Source organism: Roseimarinus sediminis (assembly GCF_050433125.1).
In the GTDB taxonomy this organism is placed as follows: Bacteria; Bacteroidota; Bacteroidia; order Bacteroidales; family Prolixibacteraceae; genus Roseimarinus; species Roseimarinus sediminis.
Genome location: NZ_JBNPXV010000012.1, coordinates 41,329 through 63,132, shown reverse-complemented (window position 1 = coordinate 63,132; position 21,804 = coordinate 41,329). Strand labels below are relative to the sequence as shown.

Sequence of the window (21,804 nt, the reverse complement as noted above, 5' to 3'; positions counted from 1 at the left end):
ATACAGTATTACAGGCACCTGTTCTCTTTAATCGGGGCTAGCCGAAATCCAGACTAAACAAACAGAAGGATGTCAACATTGGCATCCTTCGCTTATTTAAGCAGGAGTGTATAAGCACGCTCAAAATCAATCAGGCAGTAACTTTCTCAGGATTTTCAGATTTCTTTCTCATACAGGCGGTATTTCTTATAAACCACTCCCCCCATGCGTTCCATTTCGGCGCGTACTTTGGTATTGTACTCCAACTCGAGATGGGAATCGATCACCATTTTTCCTTCTGCTTTTGCCGATCGAATCAATTTAATCCCCATAAGCACATCGACACCCCTCCCCTGATATCGGGGATCGACTGCCCCGAGCATCAGATTTAGTTGTTTCGATTTTTTACCAGCCATGAATATAGGGATAAAGCCAAAGGGGAGCAGGCGTCCATTGGCTTTTTGGATGCCTTTACTCAAATCCGACATGGCAACTACTGTCCCAACCACTTCATCTTCCTCATTTACTGCAACTTTCACAAAGCGGGGGTTAATCAAATAGAGGTAGCGATTGGCAAAATCGTCCATCTCTTTTTCATTGAAGGGCGTAAAGCCGTAGATGCTGACAAACGTTTCGTTAATTAATTGCAGTACCGGCCTGATCAAGGGTTTAATTTTTCGACGTGAATCAAACTCCAAAATTCTAATATTGGAATGATTTTGTTGAAACCGGATATCAATTTTTCTATAGATTTCAGGGAGCTCATCGGGAATCTGTATTTTATACACTACCAGATCTACTTTTTTACGAAACCCTGCCCTTCCAGTCAGCTCAGTCATGTATGGATAACTGCAGTTCGACGCAATAACAATGGGTTCATCAAAACCTTCGATTAAAAAACCCTGCGGATCCTTATCAGAAAAAGCAAGCGGACCAACGAGCCGCTCCATTCCTTTTTCTTTTCCCCATTTCGCCACATAGTTAATCAAGGCGTCGAAAACATCCTGATCGTTCCAGGTTTCAATAAAGGAAAAACGAACATCGTTTTCGGCGTGTTGCTTGTTGTAGTCGTGATGGATGATGCCCATACAACGACCAAGCAGCACATTTTCTTTGTATGCCAAAAGCAAAATGTGGTCGCAATGGCTAAACGATTTGTTCTTTTTAGGATCAAAATACGTCCAATCATCCATATAAATAGGTGGTACCCAATTGCGATGACCAGCATGTATTTTTTCAGGGAGATAAATAAAGGCACGTAAGTCTTTTCTCGACCTGACTTCCCGAATTTGGATTTCCATAACTTAACAGGCAAATAACGGCGTTAAGATAATAGAAAATCAATGTATTGATACAAAAATGATTTATAACATATGCCAAATCACCCGATTGTATCTATGTTTGAAAAACAAATGATCGGTTCAGCGAAGCTTGCCTACTCTTCCTCCTCGTTTTCATACGGAATCACCTCACATTCAAATTCGCTTTTTACGAACTCCTCTCTGGTGATCCATTTTTCGGAAGTAATCACTTCGAAACGATCGCTCCCTTTATCATTTAACACCCAAACAATACCTTCGGCTTCGGGAAAAGGAACCTTCCCTTCGAGCTGGTCACCAAGCAGGCGAAGGAGCAAATTATTGTCCGACAGTCCGTGTACAAGCGCTTTCAGCACCAACTCCTTGTTCAGTTCAATTCCGGCATTGTCCTTGCTTTTCATTTCAAAATCGATCACATTCACCTGGATGTGCGGGAATTTACCATTGTAGGCCTTGTACAATAACTGATTCACTTCAAACAGTGCCTTATGCAGGTCGATTTCGGTATATTTCTCGGCCATTTTTTCACTCAGCATTTCGAGTGAGATGTTATCGATCTGGCCCGCTGTTAATCGATCACCCAATTTATAATCGAGAACGATGGCCGCTGCTTCTCTTGGATCAAATTCGTTGATGGCCATATAAAGGAAGTCTTTCAACTCATTGTCCTTCATGGTGTCGGCATCGGGCATGTCAAAACGGTTCAAAAGCGCCTTATAGTCAGGAAGACTCCAGGCGCCTTCGAGTTCATCGGTGGTTTTTACTTCGTTAATTTTAATAAGAAATTGCATAATAAATGGTTTTCTGTTTAATAAGACAACCGACGAAGTAGTGGATTGTTGTGAAGAAAAAACAGTATTGAGGAATCTCGTCAAAACCAAGCTTGAAATTGGTCAATACCAAGCTTGATATTGAGTGAAACCTAGTTAGGTTTTGAGTCAAACCTAGCTTAGTTTTAGGTGAAACCTAGCTAGGTTTTGGGTAAAACCAAGCCTGATATTCACCGATGGGCTGATTTCGTTCAAACCAGTCTGTTCTGGCCCATGTAGAATGTGCTTCCCCGAACTGTAATTTACATTGCTACTTTTAATAAATTTTGCATCCATCCTTATTCCACCTTCAGAAGTTGTGCGGAGTCCGATTTGATACTGCTTGATGGAAAAAAATTACATAAGCATCGTAAAAGCATTGTCACTGAGATAAATTTATCGTACTTTCAAGAAATCACAATTGGGGAAATTTTTTATTGATTATGGGTATAAAATACCGGCTAATTGTTTTGCTATTGGCCTTGCTTGCGAATACGCTTTCAGGAGCTGATCGCTATTCCAATCTGTTGATCGGGCATTTAACTCTGGAAGATGGCCTTCCAAACAGCAAAGTCAACGCGATTGCAAAAGACAAACACGGCTTTATGTGGTTTGGAACCAACGACGGGGTTTGCCGTTACGATGGTTTTGATATGCTATTGTATCCGCTCGATCAGTTGACCGGAGAAGCTGCCAGAACCCCGCAAATTAGCGTTCTGAAAAGCAATACCGATGGTCAGCTGTTGATCGGAAGCTATTCTTTGTTCCGCTACAACTACCAAAACGACCAGATTGAGCAGTGCGGGCTGCAACAAAACCAACTCCAACACCCCAAAGTAGAACGTGTTTATGCCATTGAACCCGGTCCCAACGGGCTTTTTTACATCGGCGCCAATAACGGGCTCTTCACTTATGACTTTAATAAGGACCAACTAAGCGCCCTGTCGACCGAAGAAGAGAACTATCAAATTCTTTCGCTTTGCCCCGATGGCGACCAGCTGTGGTTGGGCACCAAAAAATCGGGGCTGGTGAACTACCATCTCAGCAACAAAAAATTTGAAAAAATCACCGATCCCTCCTTTCCTGCAGAAGAAAAAAACCAGATTCTGTGTTTCTTTCCTTTTAATGAAAACACCCTATGGATGGGTACCCAGAACAATGGAATTGCAACGCTGAACAAAGCCGACAATACCTTCCGTATTTTCTATGTAGAGGAAGAGCAAAACCTGTCCTTAAGGGTCCGTAAAATCATCAGGGATCCGTGGGGAAGCATTTGGGCCGGCACCCGTGGCGGACTTTATTTATACGATGAAGGACACTTTGTAAGGAAAGCCTATCAGGAGCATCCTGTTTCGAGTCTGATGAGTACTTCGGTGTACGATATAATGATCGATGAGCCGGGTACCATGTGGATGGGTACTTACTCGGGCGGAGTGAATTATATCAACCTTCAAAGAAAACCCTTCGAATTTTTCAACCCGGTTCAGGGGTACGCATCTGCCGGGAAAAGCAACATTACATGTTTTGCTGAGGATGAGCAGGGCAATTTGTGGATCGGAACCGAAGATTTTGGTCTGCTGTTCAAAGAAAATGACAGCAATAATTTTGAACGGTTTGCGCCAGGATTAACTGGCTATCATTCACTTTCGAATAGTTCGGTCAAAGCACTTGCCATTGATCAAAACGGACAAATATGGGTTGGAACCTATAATTCAGGCCTGCACCTGATTGATCCGAAGACTAAAAGCAATCAGCGCCTACACACCCAAAACAGCGATTTAATCGATGACTACATTAAATCGATTCAGATCGATTCGTTGAACCAGGTTTGGGTTGGAACCATGCATGGTCTCGGTGTACTCAAAAAAGGGCAGCAAATTGCCTCCTATTTTCACGACCAGGAGGTTCAACCGGTATACATTGATGCGAAGCAGCAAATATGGACCGGTGCAGGCAGTGAGGGCTTATTCCGATACAACGCCGGCCTTCATTCCTTTGAACCGGTCTTTCCCCATTTTTTTAATTCAACCATCCGTTGCCTGTTGCTCGACTCGGAAGAAAACCTGTGGGTGGGAAACAACAAGGGCCTGTATCATATTGACCTCACCAGTGAGAAAATTACCAGTTATGGTCTTAACGAAGGACTGCCATCGTTGCGAATTAATGGTCTGCTAGAAGACAAACAGAAAAACCTTTGGGTCAGTACGGGAGCAGGTTTGCTTAAATTCAACCATCTGGTCGCTCAGACTGATTCCATCAATATCAGTACATTTTCAATCGATGATGGTTTGCATGGTAAACTGTTTCGCCAAAATGCTTATTTAAAAAACAAAAACGGGGTAATGTATTTTGGAGGTGACTGGGGCTATAACCGCTTTGTTCCTGAAAACATATTACCTGATGAAATTCCTCCCCGACTGGCCTTTACAAAGCTTAAAATTTTCGGCAGAACGGTTGAGGTGAATCAGGAGTTGGACGGACTGGTGGTATTGCCAGCTTCGTTGAATGAATTGGACAAGATCGACCTTTCGTACCAACACCGCATGCTTACCATCGAGTTTATAGCTTTTAGTTACAACAACCCTTTGGGCGTTCAATACCGTTATCGTTTGCTCCCATTTCAAAAAGAATGGATCTACACTTCAGGACTGCGGAACTTTGCCACCTATTCCAACCTAAAGGGAGGCCGCTATACATTTCAACTGGAAGCTGCCAACGATGATGGTATTTGGAATAGTACCGGCAAAGAAATCAACATGGTAGTACATCCTCCTTTCTGGGCAGAGTTGTGGTTCATCGTCATGGTATCAGCTTTGTTCATTGGTTTGATCATTGCTTCCTACTATTATCGCATTGTGCGATTGAACAAATTGAACCTCGCGCTCGAGAAAAAGGTAAATGAACGTACTGCCGAACTGAAAAGAAGCTATGATCAGCTCGTGCTTCGCCAAACCCTGATTAGCCGGCAAAGCGAAGAATTAAACCAGCAAAAAGAAAAGCTTCAGGAACTCAATTCTACAAAAGACAAGTTTTTTTCAATCATTGCCCACGATTTAAAGAATCCTTTTCAGTCGATTCTGGGAATGACCGGCTTATTGGAAAATACATTGACAAATCATCCCTCGGAAGAAGTACAGCTGTATTTAAAAGAATTGTCAAAATCATCGAAGGTTACCTATTCGTTGCTCGACAATTTACTTACCTGGGCAAGCACACAATCCAAACGAATTGCCTACACACCTGAAAAAATCGATCTCAACCAATTAATCGATAATGCCATACAGTTACTGGAGCAGAATTTTTCCAAAAAAGATATCCGCATCGAAAGACACAGCACAGCTTCGCGTATTGCATTTGCTGATTCCAACATGATCGCAACAGTACTCAGAAACCTGATCAACAATGCCATCAAATTCACTCCTAAAGGGGGTAAAATCAGTATTTCGGTGAAGGAAGAAAAGCAAATGCTGAAAGTTGAAGTCAGTGATACCGGCACCGGGATTCCACCCGATCTGATGAATTCGCTGTTTCGCATCGATCAAAGTACTTCCCGACCGGGAACCGAAGGTGAAAAAGGAACAGGTTTGGGTTTAATTATTTGTAAGGAATTTGTCGAAAAAAACGGAGGTTCCATAGGTGTCAGCAGCCGGCTCAATCGGGGAAGCTGCTTTTATTTCACGGTTCCAAAATTCAAGCAAACATAAGCGACTTTCAGGAAAAGTGCAAAGCGTCGTCTTTTACCAGACACCTGGAAAATAATGCAAAAAAAGAACCGCATTACCCTGATTGTGTAAAACCCCGAAAATTCAGGATTTGAGTGCCTGGATGCTCTGACTTCCAATGGTAGCGAACTACTCTTCCACAACTGTGGAATACAAGGCCTGTCATTACATCCAAAAGCTTACTCGGTGCGAATCGTATGTTGAGTTTACCAAGTTCAGGAAAATAATGCGGTTTAAGCTTTATCTTTTATGCAATGAACGTTCAATAATTATGGATCAAATTTACACTTGACTAAGCACAAATGCAAGGAATATCGCGGCTTTCAGCAATCAATTTCAGATGGATGACGGTAACCCTTCCATTTTCAAAAGGTTAAGACGCTTGTTAATATTTATTCAATTGCAGCTATTTTGAAGACTTGATAAAAATAGTATTAAGTTTTGTTTATCAATAAGTTAGGTGGCATTGTTTATTTTTTCTGTTTTTTTTAAGATTTTCTTTTGCAAAAGAGGGGAAACGATTTATATTTGCACGCACATTCAAAAGGGCTACAGACCCTGTTGAAGGCGTTCAAAATTTTTTGAAAGGAGAATAATTTTGGTAAACACGCCATCATGGAGAGGTGGGTGAGTGGCTGAAACCACCAGTTTGCTAAACTGACGTACGGGAAACTGTACCGGGGGTTCGAATCCCCCTCTCTCCGCTTTTTTCAAAATAATTTTCGGGGTATAGCACAGTCCGGTAGTGTACCTGGTTTGGGACCAGGGGGTCCCAGGTTCGAATCCTGGTGCCCCGACAAGTAAAAAGTCTAAATTGCTTATATTAATAAGTAGTTTAGACTTTTTTTAGTTTAGTACCTTTCAAAGTGAAACCAGGCAATGCCAGCCAATTTTCATCGACTGCATTGCCTGGTTTGCTTTTATTGTGCTGCGAAAAAGTTTCGCCGGCTTATGATCTTCTTCTTTTGCCTCTCGGGCCTTTGTTCCGGTCGCGCATGTCGTTTCCGGCAAATTCATAGTTTTCTTCCGCTTCAATGTTAACTCCTTTGAAGTTACGACGGTTCAGCTCGGCAATCAGCTTGCGCGAAAACTGGCTGTCGACCTCGACAGATGAGGCCCGCTTGAAAATTTCAATCTGACCGATTTCAATGTCCTTGCGGCCCGACGATTGTACCATGAGCTCAATCACGTCTTTCTTGCTTAAACCTTTGCCTTTACCAACGTTAAAAATGATGCGCGACATGCTTTTGCCCCTGGTTGATCTCCGGGTTCCTTTATCTCCCGATGCTTCCTTTTCCTTTTTCACATCGATGTTCAAATCGGGAGCATTTTTATAATAATCGAGAAAACGGTTGAACTCGATCGATACAAAACGCTTGATCACTTCTTCCCGTGAAAGGTCACCCAGCATTTCATACACCTTATCCATGTAGGGATCAATTTGCTGGTGATTAACCTCTGACTGATGCACCTTTTCGACCATTCTAAAAAGCTGGCGTTCACAAATTTCGGCACCTGCAGGCACTGGTTTGCGATCGAACTTTTTACGGATTACCTTTTCAATCTGACGTAGTTTTCCCTGCTCCTTCATGTTGATGATCGAAACGGCCATACCTTCTTTTCCTGCCCTGCCTGTGCGTCCCGAGCGGTGGGTATAGTTTTCGGTATCATCCGGAAGGTTATAATTGATGACGTGGGTCAGGTCGGTTACATCAAGTCCGCGGGCAGCCACATCGGTTGCAACCAAAAGACTCAAATTTCGCTCTCTGAATTTCTGCATCACATAATCGCGCTGACTTTGCGTCAGGTCGCCATGCAATGCCTCGGCATTGTAGCCATCGCTCATCAGCTTGGCAGCTACATCCTTTGTCTCAATCCGGGTACGACAGAAAATAATTCCATATATGTTGGGGTAATAATCGACCACCCGCTTCAATGCAATATAACGATCGCGTGCATGCACCATGTGATAAATGTGCTTTACATTTTCGGCACTTGCGTTTTTCTCACCAATGGTAATTTCGACCGGTTTGTTCATGTAGGTTCTACCGATGGTTGCAATTTCGGGACTCATGGTTGCTGAAAAAAGCAAGGTGGTTTTCTCTGAAGGAGTTTGTGCCAGAATAGCATCAACATCTTCGCGGAAACCCATTTTAAGCATCTCGTCGGCTTCGTCGAGCACCAGGGTTTCGACCTGAGCCAGATCAACCCGTTTGCGCCGCACCAGGTCGTGAATACGTCCCGGGGTGGCAACCACCACATGGGCACCACGTTTTAAGGCACCAATTTGTTTATCGATGGGAGCACCACCATAAACAGCAACTATTTTCAATCCATCGATGTACTTGCTGAAATTCTCAAGATCGCGGGTAATTTGAAGACAAAGTTCACGGGTTGGACTTAAAATCAATAACTGGGGATGTTGTTGCTGCAAATCGATGGTACCCAATGCGGGCAACCCAAAAGCCGCTGTTTTTCCGGTACCGGTTTGTGCCAGTCCGATTACATCTCGTTTTTCCTTTTGTAAAAGGGGAATTACTTTCTCCTGAATCGGAGTGGGTGATACAAAGCCAAGATCGGTAATCCCTTTAAGGATCGCCGACGAAAGGCCCATTTCTGAAAATAACATGTTCTTTCTTTTTTAGGCCTTCCCGTTCAATCTTCACCATCAATACAGGTCAACCCGGTTAATAAACTCCTGCCACTGTCCCCAAACCGGACGCTTCCGGTAAACTACTTGCAATTCAACCTAAAAAGGTGTTGATCAACAGTGACTGAAAAAAAATTGCTATCCGACAATTTGAATAGCGGGCGCAAAAGTAAGATAAAAATAACACGATGCTGCACTTTAAGCAATAAACCTGTCAATGTTAAGTAAATGGAAAGGCAATTGGCCTGCTTTATTACATTTGATGAAGTCATTCCGGTAGATTTATTCCATCAAAATCAGCTACTGTCTGCCTCCAAGTGCAGGGTGCAGGACTTAAAAAAAATTTGAAAAAATTCCATGGGACGAATCTTGGCTGTCACCTTTAGCTTTTATCAGACAAAGACACAAAAAAAGCCGCCTGAATAAACAGACGGCATTTAACCCCAAAAACCTAATTAAATGGTTTATATATCTATTGTGAAATAGATCCGTAAGAAACTCGTTTGAAACGAACTTACTAAAAAACAAGACACGCATTAAAAGGTTCATCACTTGTTTCTAAAATTTGGAAGAATCTCACTTAACAGTAAGGCCTCTAAGCTACGGCTGGTGCATCGGGTAAAAAATTTAGCTGTTTATCGTGTAAGCTAACAAAATGTTTCGTAAATTATTGCTGAATCGCAAGTATGAATTAAGCATTTAATCATTGATACTAAGAACATGAAGGATATTTTTCACGATTACATGTCAAAAAGGCTCGACGACCTTCATCTTCATGAAGTAAAAACAGAGCCGGGGCCGGTAATAAGCATCTCGAGAGCTGCAGGCTGTTCGGTACGACGCATGGCACGCAAACTGGCTGAGGAACTAAGTGAACTCGACCGGAATACGCATTGGAGTATGATCAGCAAGGAAGTGCTTCATGAATCGGCCGGCAAGTTAAAATTACAACCTAAAAAAATCAAAACGGTTTTCAAGGTGCCCGACCGCTCAGTGTTTGAAGATGTTTTGGAAGCTTTTTTGTCGAAAGATTATCACCTTGAGCGCAAAATGCGCAATACGGTAATAAAGGTGATCAGACAATTTGCTATCGACGGTCACAAAGTTTTTGTAGGCCGGGGTGCCAATTCAATCTGTTCCGACATCAACCGGGCCATACATATTCGGGTGGAGGCCCCGCTTGAATGGCGCATCAAGAAGGTAATGCAAAATAAAAACTACACCCGCGAAAAAGCGGTACAATGTATTGTACAAACGGAAAAAGACAGAACTAATTTTAGAAAATCAATCAGGGGGAATAAAAACAAGGATGAATATTTCGATCTGATTATCAATCAGGAATGTTTCAGCAATGATGAAATTATTGCACTCATTATTGAGGCAATGAAACTGAAAAAGCTCATTTAAAAGATAAGCTTCATGCAATACGTTGAAGCTCCCTGAAAAATACGAGGAGATGCAGCATTTCGAACTAAGTGAATCCGATCGGCGTATATTGCTCGGCCTTGCTTTTAATACCCTGTGCAGGTTGTTTAATAAAGATGAAAGCTTTGCAATCAATAGCAAGGAAATAAGTACAGTACTCAAACAAAAAACAGGTGCTTTTGTATCCATCTACAATCACAAAACGCTAAGGGCTTGTATTGGAAATTTTACTTCTGAAAAACCCCTCTATGTCAACATATCCGACCTTGCCCGCGCTGCAGCCCTCAACGACTACCGTTTTGATCCGATAAGCGCAGACGAAATAAACGATTTGTCGCTCGAGTTGTCCATCCTTTCTCCGCTGGAAAGAATTACATCCATTGAACAAATAGAAATCGGAAAACACGGCATTTACATCCGCAAGGGGCAGCAGTCGGGAACCTTTCTGCCTCAGGTTGCCCAAAAAACAGCTTGGACCCGTGAAGAATTTGTGGGTTTTTGCAGTAAAAATAAAGCCGGGCTGGGCTACAATGGCTGGAGAGATGCCGAATTGTTCCGTTACGAAGTACTGATTGTAAAGTGAATGCACCCCCGGATAAACCAAAGCGCTTTCACTTTGTTTATTCCCACACAGATTAACACAAGCAAAAACATGCGTTTAGTATTATTAATCTATCTGACGATCATGACCAATACGCAGGCAAAAAGCGAAGAAGCAGTATTTGGCGGAGGTTGCTTTTGGTGCACCGAAGCCATTTTTCAGGAGATAAAAGGAGTTCAAAGTGTTCAACCGGGCTATTCGGGTGGTACGATCATCAATCCGTCGTACCGTGAAGTTTGCACCGGACGTACAGGACATGCCGAAGTGATCAGAATTGAATTCGATCCCAAAGAAATCGCTTACGAGAAATTACTCGAGGTGTTTTTCCTCACACACGATCCAACAAGCCTCAACAGACAGGGGGCCGATGTGGGGACCCAATACCGGTCGGCCGTTTTTTATTCCACCCCGCAACAACAACAAACCGCCCTTCACCTAATTGAAAAACTAAACGAACAGAAAGTTTATCCGCAAGCCATCGTTACCACCGTTGAAGCACTTAGTAATTTTTATCCTGCTGAAAACTATCACAACGACTACTATGAGAAAAACAAAAACGAAGCTTATTGTCGCTTTGTTATTCAACCAAAAATGGAAAAGTTTAAGGCTGCTTTCGAAGATCTGCTGAAGGAAGATAAATGAGCTGCCGGGAAGTAAAACCGAACAGTTGTATGGATTTGTAATTGAAACAAGTAATGACTTTTTGATTCACTGAGGCAGGAAACGAAGCAAGGTTCAAATAGAACGTAAAGCTCATGCTAAATTTTGGCAGACGAAAGCATTGCTTACGATAGCACGAAGCATCAGTCTTCTTTATCTATCTTTCGTATTTCGCTTAGCGGCAAATCAACAGTGAGAGAAAGGTTGAGCTGATGCAGCTGCACAGCTACCCGCTTTTTACCCTTGAAAGTAACCAATGTGGCTTTTATTCCGATAAGCGGCCCGGCGGTAATTTCAATTTCATCGCCTTCACTAAAGTCTTCATGCGAAATAAGAACATTCAGTTCGTGCTCACGCATCATTCGTTTGATGACGTCAATCTGATCATCCGGAATAATGGCAGCCTGCCCTTCAAAACGAACGTAAGTTACTACTCCCTGGGTTCGTAAAACCCGGTCGTAATCACGGCGATCGATGTGAACAAAAATATAACCCGGTATCAGCGGTGTTTCCACCCACTTCTTTCGATCACTCCACTGTCGTAGCTTCTTTTGTAAAGGAAGGTAGGCTTCAATGGACTGGAATTCAAGTTCCAGCAATACCTTTTTTTCGGCCCTCGACTTGGTGTAAACAGCGTACCAGTGCTTAATTAAAGTAGTCATTTTGAAAAAGTCAGAAAGTCAATGGTCATTAAGAAAAAAGTAAATAGTCATTAAGAAAAAAGGCTGAGGTTGAGGAAAGTGTCCTCAACCTCAGCTTGGGTCTTATTTTTTCTTTTTCTTCTTCTTCTTACCCTTGTCCTGATAATAGCCGTAGCCATAGCCGTAGCCATATTTGTAACCATAACGATAGCCATAGCTGTATCCGTAACGGGCTCCTGAACGTTTGCGACTAAGCTCAATGTCGTTCATTAATATGGAAAGGTTTTCAACATTGATATTGGCAGCTTCTTCGAGCGAAGCCTCCAGTGCGTGCTTATGAGTATACTTGTCGCGAACAACAAAAACGGTGGCATCGACAAGCTTGGCCAGGTGATGCGAATCGGAAACAGGCGACATCGGTGCCGTATCGATGATGATGTAGTCGTAGCGTTGTTTCAGTGTTTCGAGAAACAGGGCAGTTTTTTCGTCAGCAATCAACTCCGCCGGATTGGGAGGAATGATGCCCGAAGGAATGATGTCAAAATTATCGATGGGGCCCTTTTGAATAATGTCGTCGAGGCCGGCTTCACCAATCAGGTAGTTGGTTACCCCCATATTTTTGTCGAGCGAAAAACGCTGCGCCAACTGTGGTCTGCGCAGGTCAAGTCCCACCAATACCGTTTTCTTGCCCGTCATGGCTGTGGCCGATGCAAGGTTGATGGCAATGAACGATTTTCCTTCACCGGGGATCGACGAGGTAATCATTACAATCGGGTTTTTACTGCTACGGGTAAGGAATTGCAACTTGGTACGAACAATTCGAAAAGCTTCGGCCCATGGTGAATCGGGATCATCAAAAATATTGCTCGAAGCATCTTCGCCCGAGTTAGGGATGTAGCCAATAATGGGTTTGTTGGTTATACGTTTCACCATGTCGGGCGAATCGATGCGCATGTTGAAATACTCGCGAAGGGCAATCACTACAGCCGGCAATACCAATCCCAGCATGATGGCAATGGCGAAATTAATCATGCTTTTGGGCTTGATGGGAGTTGGCGAAACAAGTGCCTGATCGATCACCTCGTTGTCGGGCGAGTTCGATGCTTTGGCTATCTGGGCTTCAGCCTGCCGCTCAAGCAGAAAAGTATACAGGTTGTCGTTGAGCTGAAATTCACGCTGGATACCAAACAATTCTCTTTCGGTTTCGGGCAGGTTGTTTACTTCGGTCATCAACTTACTGATTCGTTTGTTGATCTCGCGCAGCGAAATGGCCGAACTCTGCACCAGGTTCATCGCATTTTCGTAAATATTGTTCTTGGCGTTACGGATTTGTGCATCGAGCCTTTGAAGCGGCATCAGGTCGGCTCCCTTTTTGATATTGGTAAGACTCGATTTTTCGACCGACAACTGATTGATTTCGAGTATCAATTGGTTGAGAAGGGGATCCTGAACGCCCATGGCCGAAGGAGCAAGAATGGATTCAACATCCTGGTTTTCTTCAATATAATTAAGCAGATACTGATAGTATTTGTTCTGCATTTCCATGTTCATTTTTTGATTCTCAAGCTCTTTTAGCTGTTCAAAAATCTGCTGCGCCTGAAAAGAGAGGTCCATCACCTGGTTTTTCGAACGGAAATTCTGTAAGGCCGATTCGGCAATATTCAGCGAGCGCGAAATGGTATCGAGCCGGTCGTTGATAAAGTTAATGGTATTATCAGCCAGTTCGTTTTTCTTTTCAAGGTTGCGGAGCAGGTATTCGCTGGTCAGGGTGTTCAGAAAATCCATGGCCTTTTGTGGATTACTGTCTTCCATGCTGATCTTCAACATCGATGATCCTTTGGCCATGGGTTCAAGCACCAGTTTGTTCTGATAGCTTCGGGTCAGCTGGGCTGGTGTATTAAAATAGAAAAAGTAGTCGTTATCGGCTTCCGGATCAAAATTTTCGTTGACATTGATGTAGAAATCGAAATATTCGGTCTGAATACGTTTTCCGGGTTTCACTTTGGCTGAAAAATCAAGCGAAGGAACACGGCTTTCAATGCTTTCCGTATCGTAACGGAACAAGTCCACATTTTCATCTTCAACACTGATGGTCATGTCGCCGTCCTTAAGAATTGAAAGTTTAAAGCGGGCACCAAGTGGTTGAACATGGTTACGAATAAAAATGACTTCGAAGGGAGAGTTTTTATAGATCTCGCTGTTGGTTAACCTTCCGTGACTAAAATAAGAAACTTCGAAATTCAATTTATTGATCGTGCGCCTTACCTGACTGTTCGATTTAAGAATGATGGTCTGGTTTTCGAAATTTTGCAACGAGGGATACATGCCAAAGCCTGAAAGCATGTCAAGACTTCCTCCCGTATTCCCGCTTAAAAAGGAAGAACCTTTACTGCTGTCGTCAATCAGTACGGTGGTGTGAACACTGTAAATACGGGTGGTGTATCGGTTAATGGCATAGGCCAGCCCCAGGGCAACAACTACCGAAAAGATGAACCAGTGCAGGTTCCCGATAAAATAATTGAATAATTTACGCAGGTCTATGGTTTCCTCGTCCTGGTTATACTTATTGTTTTGTACGCTATTTTCCATAATGTGAACTTATTCGGCAGGTTGATTGTCAGAAATTAAAGTGGTAATAAAATAATAAATGTTGAATCCGGCATTGATGGTGCTTAGAATGGTAGCTACCGGTAAGGTACGCGCTCCATAAACCCGGTTGGTGGGTTCAACGTAGATTATGTCGTTGGGGAGGATGTAGTAAAAGCCGCTGCCAAAAATCTCCGATTTGGTAAGGTCAACTGTGGCCACTTCTCTTTCGCCGGCCACATGTCTGATGATTTTAACATTGTGTCGGTTTCCAAAATCGGTCAGATCACCCCCCATGCCCAGCGCTTCAAAAATAGTCATTCGGTCGTTGTAAAAACTGTATGTTCCGGGTGCTTTGAATTCGCCCAAAAGCGATACTTTTCTGTTAACCAGCTTTACTACAACGGAATACTGAATGAGCATTTCGGAAACACCTTCGCTGATGATGTTTTTAATTTCGGTTGTAGTGAGTCCGGATACCTTGACAGCTCCCATGTAGGGAAAATCAATCATGCCTTCCTTGTCCACCTTGTAGGAACCCAATTCAATGGCGGCGTCGTTGTTGAGGTAGCGGTCAGTGCTGCTCAAATTAAAATAAGTCGACAGTTCGTCGTTCGAAATCACCTGAATGTAAAGATTGTCGTTGGGTTGTATACGGTAGGCGTCTGGTTCAACCACGTTGATGTCGAGCTGACCGTCGTCGACTTCCTGCATGTACACATAATCCTTAAGTGGAATGCACGAGCTTGCGAACAGCAATAATAACACGCTATAAATGAGGGAGCGTTTAAAAAAATTTTTCATGTTAAATTGATTACGTTTTGTTGGTAATGTAGTGTTTTTGGCATTGTTTCACAAATATAAAAAATCGTTCTGACAACACAATCAGAAAATTTTATTTCACTTTGAATTGACATGCTATATAACAAAATGTTAACTAAGCAACAATAACATTGGCGGGACCGTTTTGTTCTGTCATTACAGGCAAAACGTTGAATCCCTATTGAAATTGTATCTTTTGATATTTATTGCTTGCAGTTAAAACTTTAATACCTAACCACTCACAACAAGTTAAAACACTCAAATACTACCCAATCACTTCAAATGCTTTCCATCGTATTCCATCGTATCCAATTGCTTTCCTTTGACTCTTTACAACCTTGCTTTATCGCTGTTTTTAACAGAATGTAGTCCTTCGTTCTTTTATAGTTGCATGAATTCAGGTAGCTTTGCAGGAACAAATATTTTGAAGCCTATACTCCTTTCACCATGGAAAATGAAAAGCTGTTTAAGATGGTAGCCGTGGCTACCGGACTGGAATACACACAAGTTAGCAACACCCTGCTGCTCTTGCTCGAAGGAGCGACCATCCCTTTTATATCGCGCTATCGGAAAGAATTGACAGGCAGCCTGGATGAGCTGGCCATTGCTGAAATCCAAAAGCAGTACCACTATTATGTTGATCTGGAAAAACGTCGCGAAACAGTACTGAAAACCATTGGTGAACAGGGTAAACTTAGTGCTGAATTAAAAAAGCAGATTGAAGACTGCCAGGATGCCAACCAGCTCGAAGACCTGTATTTGCCATACAAACCCAAAAAGCGAACCCGGGCAACCATTGCCAGAGAAAAGGGACTTGAGCCTTTGGCAAAAATTGTCATGGCACAGCATGAAACAGCACCTGAAAGCAGAGCCCTTCCATATTTAAACGATGAAGTTGAAAGTGTTGAGGAAGCCCTTGCCGGTGCACGCGACATTATTGCAGAGTGGGTGAGTGAAAATACCCGGGCCCGCGATGTGATCCGTTCATATTTTCGTCGGGAAGCCGTTATTGCTTCGCGGGTTGTAAAGGGAAAAGAGGCCGATGCACAGAAATACCGCGATTATTTCGACTGGAGCGAGCCGCTGCGAAAATGCGCTTCACATCGGTTTCTGGCCATTAAGCGGGCTGAAAAAGAGGGCTTCCTGAAAAGCGGTCTGAACATCGATGATGAAGCTGCCATGCAGCAGCTCGAGCATATTTTTGTGCGCGGAATTGCCGAAAAGAATGCTTCTTGTGCTGAAGTTAAAAAGGCAGTAGGCGACAGCTACAAACGCCTGCTGCATCCTTCGATTGAGACAGAGTTTCTGCGTGAAGCACGAGAAAGGGCCGAAGCCGAAGCCATCAGGGTATTTGGTGAAAACCTTCGTCAGTTACTATTGGCAGCACCACTGGGACAGCAGCGTGTACTGGCCATCGATCCGGGTTTTCGTACCGGCTGCAAAGTGGTTTGTCTCGACGAGCAGGGCAACCTGCTGCACAACGAAACCATTTATCCGCATCCCCCTCAACGGGAAGTTCGTGAATCGGCTAAAAAACTAAGCACCCTGGTTGGGGCCTATAAAATCGATGCCATTGCGGTTGGGAACGGAACCGCAGGACGTGAAACAGAGCAGTTCCTCAAACACATGCGCTTCGATCGAAAGGTAACAGTTTATTCGGTCAATGAAGACGGGGCATCGGTATATTCGGCATCGAAAATTGCCCGTGATGAATTTCCTGGCTACGATGTAACCGTGCGTGGCTCGGTATCCATCGGGCGACGACTGATGGATCCGCTGGCAGAATTGGTGAAAATTGAACCGCGATCGATTGGTGTAGGACAATACCAGCACGATGTGGATCAGAAACTTTTGCAAGCCGACCTTGACACGATTGTGGCCTCGTGTGTGAATAGTGTTGGTGTCAATGTAAATACGGCCAGCAAGCATCTGTTAACCTATGTTTCTGGACTTGGCCCACAGCTGGCGCAAAACCTGGTGGACTACAGGCGTGAAAATGGTGATTTCACTTCGCGCGATCAGTTATTAAAGGTTCCCCGAATGGGACAAAAAGCCTTTGAACAGGCAGCTGGTTTTTTACGAATTCGCGGGGCTGAAAATCCGCTCGATAATTCAGCAGTTCATCCCGAGTCGTACCCGGTAGTTGAGATGATGGCACGAAAGCTGGGGGTTAGCGTTTCGGACCTTATCGCAGATGAGACACTCCGAAAAGCCATTCAGTTAAAAGATTATGTAAGTGAACGTGTGGGCATGCCAACGCTAAACGACATCATGAACGAGCTGGCCAAACCCGGTCGCGATCCACGACAATCGATCCGTGTATTCGAATTTGACGAACAACTGAAAACCATCGATGATCTGAAGGAAGGAAGCATCGTTCCCGGCATTGTAACCAACATTACCCGCTTTGGAGCTTTTGTTGATATAGGGATCAAGGAAAACGGACTGATTCATGTCTCCCAACTGACCGATCGTTACATCGACGATCCGGCCAAGGTGGTAAAACTTAATCAGCACGTTCAGGTCAGAGTCCTCTCGGTCGATACAGTCAGAAAAAGAATACAGCTGTCGATGAAGGGGCTTGATTAATTGAGCCCGAACTCGTCGTCATAAAGGTCTTCCTGACTTTCAAACTCTGCTTCGAGGAAATCTTCTGCTTCCTCCAGCAATTGCTCGATGATGGCTTCACTTTCAGGCTGTTCGTCTATCCAGTGGATGACCTGATCACGGCTAAAATCGTCAATATCGCTTTCTACAATAAAGCGGGGAGCTTCGGTATGAATTACAAAAATTGTGTTGGGTAATTCCTGCGAATTGTCGGCGATTAAAAATTTAGGCAACATAGGCTTTTCTGCTATTTTGAGTAAAATTAATACATTCATTTTAATAATACTATTCCCTGGTTGATAATTGTTTGACAGAAAGTATTCGAATTTTTTCATTTTGTAAAATTTTTATCACTATATTTAACTTTCTTTTGTAAGTCGTCGAAAGATATCTATGTGTTTAATGTATTAAATTTTTCAGTTATGAGTAGTAAAATTTCGAAAGAGCTGGTAGGTGCCTCTGCTGTACCTATTATTCTCTCAATTTTAGACAAAAATGAAAGTTACGGTTATGAAATTATGCAGAAGGTTAAAGAACTTTCTGAAAACCGTATTGAGTGGAAAGAGGGTAGCTTGTATCCTGTTCTCCACAAACTTGAAAAAAATGGCTTAATTAAGTCGTTGTGGAAAATGGCAGAAAACGGACGTCATCGCAAGTATTATGCCATCAACAAAAAAGGACGCAAAGCGCTGCAGGATGAAATTGACAACTGGTCATTGGTTCACACTATGTTAACCGAGCTTTGGTCTAACTTATCTCCAATTGAATAAACAGGGTAAAATTATTCAATTGCGATGAATGAAAAGGAGCTTTCAAAAAATTGAAAGCTCTTATTTTTTGCCCGAAGCGGAGTATTTTCTTCGCCCGTAATTGTCATGCTGTATTTTCTTCAAAACTTCTGACTTTTCAACATTCACAACAATTCAACCATTTTATCTTTCAAGCATTGTTGTATTTTTGATCACTGAGTTTGCAATTAGCTGCCGGCCCTGGAAAGGTGACCGACCGGGTGAAGCGATGAGTGAAACATCCATGACGAGGTACTTTGACTCATGGAATGATCGAAGGTCTGCTGAGCAACTGATTATTTTTTATTCCTTTGCTTATAAAAAACGATGAACAAACACTTGAAAATAGCCATCAGTGCCGCATTGAAAGCCGGTGCTTCCATATTGGAAATATACAACACATCCGACTTTGGCGTAAGTCTGAAGGCCGACAACAGTCCGCTGACACTTGCCGACAAGGCGGCTCACGAAGACATCATTCAAATGCTTGCCAACACACCCTGGCCCGTGTTAAGTGAAGAGGGGAAAGACATTCCATGGGAAGAACGTAAAAACTGGGAACGTTACTGGCTGGTAGACCCGCTCGATGGCACCAAGGAATTTATCAAAAGAAACGGAGACTTTACCGTCAACATTGCATTGATTGAGCATGGAAATCCGCTTACCGGTGTGATTTATATACCAGTAAGCGGAACACTTTACTTTGCCGATGACCAGGGTGCCTTTATGGTTCAACCGCCTTTTGACGCTTCTCATCCAGAACTGAAGGCCATTCAACTTCCCTGTTATGAACCAGGGAACGAAGAGTATATGGTAGTGGGTTCGCGTTCGCATTTGAACAAGGAAACAAGCGACTATCTCAACCAACTCCAAAGCCACGATCGTCCGATAAAAATAATAAGTCGTGGAAGCTCTCTCAAATTTTGCATGATTGCCGAAGGCCGGGCACATTGTTATCCCCGCATGGGGCCCACCATGGAATGGGACACAGCCGCAGGAGATGCCATTTGTCGGCATGCTGGCAAAAAAGTCACTGTTTATCCAGGCGGTACGGCGCTGCAATACAATAAGGAAAAGCTCCTCAACCCCTGGTTTGTGGTAAGCTGATCAGAAGCGCAGAAAAGCCCCATCGCTTAAGCTCCTTTGATGAAAGCTTGCAGAAAAAAATCTGAAAAAGAAACAAACGAACACAAGCGTTAAAACCAAGTTAACTTCTTGAAAACAAACATTAAACATCACACAAGCGAACACCAACGTTTTTAAGAATCAAATTTATATAGCACGTTTAACAAATTCTGCTTATTTTTCAGCGACCAACATAAACACAGGCGTTTTGACACTCGAATCATACATTGTACTCTTTATCATTGTAGTAATGATGCTCGCACTGGCCAAAGATGCCATGCGTCCCGGACTTATTCTTTTTTCGGGCGCCGTGTTCTTCATGGCAGTTGGCATTATTACGCCCGATGAACTGGTAGCTGGATTTTCCAACAAGGGCATGCTTACGGTAGGTGTTTTGTTTCTGGTAAGTGAAGGTGTTCGTTATTCCGGCATCCTCAACCAACTGGCAACCCGCATCCTTCCACGCGAGAGAAAGTCGATGCCCCGCATGCTCCTCACCCTCATGCTTCCCATTTCGGCACTTTCGGCTTTTATGAATAACACGCCTGTTGTTATTATTTTTGCTCCGGTTGTCAAACGCTGGGCCGAACGCATAGGGGTATCTCCTTCCAAATTACTGATTCCCCTTTCGTATGCAACCATTTTTGGTGGCATTTGTACCCTGATTGGTACTTCCACCAACCTCGTGGTTGACGGCATGATGCAGGAACGCGGCTTCGAGGGCATTAACATGTTTGAGCTGGCACAAATAGGCTTCATCATTGCCCTGGCAGGCTGGGCCTATCTGGCGCTGGTTGGGCACTACCTCCTGCCCGATCACAAAAAAAACGGGAACAATGCCCATCGCATCGATTATAAGGAATACTATTTCAATCTGATGGTGAGTTCAGGAAGCAAATACATTGGAGAAGTCATCCGCAAAGGGGTGTTGGGCGATCACAAAAACATCAACGTGGTGGGAGTCGAACGCAACCGGCAGATGATCGACACCCAACTTCAGCGGGTGGTGTTGCAGGAAAACGACAACCTACTGGTATGCAGCGCTGAAGAAAATATCGACAACTTGCTTTCGATGGGTGAATTGCAACTTCTTACCCATGGAAACATCGATCAGGTAATGAAAAGCGAAGAGCTTCACCGCATCGAGGCAGTGCTGGCCCCTCGTTTTCCAGGCATCGGATCAACACTTGATGAATTTGATTTTTACAACCGTTACCAGGGCACCGTGGTAGCCATTCACCGCAACGGATCAAGCATTACCAACAACCTGCGTCAGGAACGGCTCAGGGCCGGCGATTCGCTGATTATACTGGCCGACAGTGGCTTTGTCGACACATGGAAGGAATCGAAAGTTTTTTTCCTGATATCATCTAAAGGAGAAGTTGAAAAACCGGTAAAAACCTACAAAATTGGCTGGACCATCACCACGGTGCTCATCATGGTACTTGGCGCCACCTTTGGTCAGTACATGCCTACGGTAAAGGGCAATCCGCCTGATATGTTTTTCTTTGCCACAATAGCGGCTGTAATGATGGCCATTCTCCGCATTTTTCCTCCAAAAAAATATGCCCGTGCCATCAGTTGGGATGTGCTCATCACCATTGCATCAGCATTTGCCGTAAGCAAGGCCCTGCTCAACTCGGGAGCAGCCGAACACATGGCACAGCTTGCCATCAATTCGGTAAAAAACATGGGCCCATGGGCTGTACTGGCCATCATATACCTTCTAACCATGGTCTTTACCGAAGTGATTACCAACAATGCAGCAGCAGCCATTGCCTTCCCCATCGCATTGTCAGCAGCCCATCAGCTGGGAGTCGACCCCAAGCCTTTTTTCATTGCCATTTGCATTGCCGCTTCAGCCAGTTTCTCAACACCTGTAGGATACCAAACCAACATGATTGTCCAGTCGATCGGAAATTACAAGTTCCGCGATTATCTGAAAGTAGGCATACCTCTTAACCTGCTGGCATTTCTCCTTTCAGTTATTTTCATCCCCATGATTTGGGAGTTTTAGAAAGACAGAAGAAATTAGATATTAGATATTAGATAAAAGATAAAAAGAAACAA

Annotated in this window: 15 protein-coding genes and 2 tRNA genes; 10 read left to right on the top strand and 7 right to left on the bottom strand. The window is 43.6% G+C overall.

Features of this window, described 5'->3' with window-relative positions:
• Positions 1-155 precede the first annotated feature (155 nt).
• Both FHS86_RS14760 and FHS86_RS14755 read right to left on the bottom strand, forming a co-directional pair.
• The gene (locus FHS86_RS14760; RefSeq protein WP_429415273.1) at positions 156-1,280 is read right to left on the bottom strand and encodes a hypothetical protein; all 1,125 of its coding nucleotides are present in this window, start codon (positions 1,278-1,280) and stop codon (positions 156-158) included.
• A gap of 134 nt (positions 1,281-1,414) precedes the next feature.
• Positions 1,415-2,089, bottom strand: a complete 675-nt coding sequence (locus FHS86_RS14755) for a hypothetical protein (protein ID WP_429415270.1) — start codon at positions 2,087-2,089, stop codon at positions 1,415-1,417.
• Between the two features lie 461 nt (positions 2,090-2,550).
• Between FHS86_RS14755 and FHS86_RS14750 the strand changes: the two genes are divergently transcribed.
• From FHS86_RS14750 to FHS86_RS14740, 3 genes are all read left to right on the top strand, one after another.
• Positions 2,551-5,811: a two-component regulator propeller domain-containing protein gene (locus FHS86_RS14750; protein ID WP_429415267.1), complete on the top strand. Its 3,261-nt coding sequence runs from the start codon at positions 2,551-2,553 to the stop codon at positions 5,809-5,811.
• 635 nt (positions 5,812-6,446) lie between these two features.
• Positions 6,447-6,533: transfer RNA gene (locus FHS86_RS14745), tRNA-Ser, on the top strand.
• Positions 6,534-6,552: 19 nt separating this feature from the next.
• Positions 6,553-6,626: transfer RNA gene (locus FHS86_RS14740), tRNA-Pro, on the top strand.
• A 152-nt stretch (positions 6,627-6,778) separates the two neighbouring features.
• Here FHS86_RS14740 and FHS86_RS14735 read toward each other — a convergent pair.
• Positions 6,779-8,458, bottom strand: a complete 1,680-nt coding sequence (locus FHS86_RS14735) for a DEAD/DEAH box helicase (protein WP_429415265.1) — start codon at positions 8,456-8,458, stop codon at positions 6,779-6,781.
• Positions 8,459-9,199: 741 nt separating this feature from the next.
• Here FHS86_RS14735 and FHS86_RS14730 point away from each other — a divergent pair.
• The 3 genes from FHS86_RS14730 (at position 9,200) to msrA (ending at position 11,147) form a co-directional block, all read left to right on the top strand.
• Positions 9,200-9,886, top strand: a complete 687-nt coding sequence (locus FHS86_RS14730; protein WP_429415263.1) for a cytidylate kinase-like family protein — start codon at positions 9,200-9,202, stop codon at positions 9,884-9,886.
• 49 nt (positions 9,887-9,935) lie between these two features.
• Positions 9,936-10,487, top strand: a complete 552-nt coding sequence (amrA, locus tag FHS86_RS14725; RefSeq protein WP_429415261.1) for an AmmeMemoRadiSam system protein A — start codon at positions 9,936-9,938, stop codon at positions 10,485-10,487.
• A gap of 69 nt (positions 10,488-10,556) precedes the next feature.
• Positions 10,557-11,147, top strand: a complete 591-nt coding sequence (gene msrA, locus FHS86_RS14720) for a peptide-methionine (S)-S-oxide reductase MsrA (RefSeq protein ID WP_429415258.1) — start codon at positions 10,557-10,559, stop codon at positions 11,145-11,147.
• 161 nt (positions 11,148-11,308) lie between these two features.
• Here msrA and FHS86_RS14715 read toward each other — a convergent pair whose 3' ends face one another.
• The 3 genes from FHS86_RS14715 to FHS86_RS14705 form a co-directional block, all read right to left on the bottom strand.
• Entirely contained in the window at positions 11,309-11,827 is a 519-nt protein-coding gene (locus FHS86_RS14715) for a UpxY family transcription antiterminator (RefSeq protein ID WP_429415255.1), read from the bottom strand.
• A 102-nt stretch (positions 11,828-11,929) separates the two neighbouring features.
• Positions 11,930-14,395, bottom strand: coding sequence for a GumC family protein (locus FHS86_RS14710; protein WP_429415252.1), 2,466 nt, complete (start codon positions 14,393-14,395; stop codon positions 11,930-11,932).
• Positions 14,396-14,404: 9 nt separating this feature from the next.
• Complete coding sequence (locus FHS86_RS14705) at positions 14,405-15,196, bottom strand: polysaccharide biosynthesis/export family protein (RefSeq protein WP_429415249.1); 792 nt, start codon at positions 15,194-15,196, stop codon at positions 14,405-14,407.
• 465 nt (positions 15,197-15,661) lie between these two features.
• On the opposite strand from FHS86_RS14705, the gene FHS86_RS14700 reads away from it, so the two are divergent.
• Complete coding sequence (locus FHS86_RS14700; protein WP_429415247.1) at positions 15,662-17,803, top strand: Tex family protein; 2,142 nt, start codon at positions 15,662-15,664, stop codon at positions 17,801-17,803.
• Here FHS86_RS14700 and FHS86_RS14695 read toward each other — a convergent pair.
• Positions 17,800-18,156 carry a hypothetical protein gene (locus FHS86_RS14695; protein WP_429415244.1) on the bottom strand — a complete coding sequence of 119 codons (357 nt, stop codon included), beginning with the start codon at positions 18,154-18,156 and terminating at the stop codon, positions 17,800-17,802. The two genes, FHS86_RS14700 and FHS86_RS14695, sit on opposite strands and share 4 nt — an antisense overlap.
• A gap of 87 nt (positions 18,157-18,243) precedes the next feature.
• Between FHS86_RS14695 and FHS86_RS14690 the strand changes: the two genes are divergently transcribed.
• From FHS86_RS14690 to FHS86_RS14680, 3 genes are all read left to right on the top strand, one after another.
• Positions 18,244-18,591: a PadR family transcriptional regulator gene (locus tag FHS86_RS14690; RefSeq protein ID WP_429415241.1), complete on the top strand. Its 348-nt coding sequence runs from the start codon at positions 18,244-18,246 to the stop codon at positions 18,589-18,591.
• Between the two features lie 345 nt (positions 18,592-18,936).
• Entirely contained in the window at positions 18,937-19,716 is a 780-nt protein-coding gene (gene cysQ, locus FHS86_RS14685) for a 3'(2'),5'-bisphosphate nucleotidase CysQ (RefSeq protein WP_429415239.1), read from the top strand.
• Between the two features lie 226 nt (positions 19,717-19,942).
• On the top strand, positions 19,943-21,751 hold the full coding sequence (locus FHS86_RS14680) for an SLC13 family permease (protein ID WP_429415236.1): 1,809 nt from the start codon (positions 19,943-19,945) through the stop codon (positions 21,749-21,751).
• Positions 21,752-21,804 lie beyond the last annotated feature (53 nt).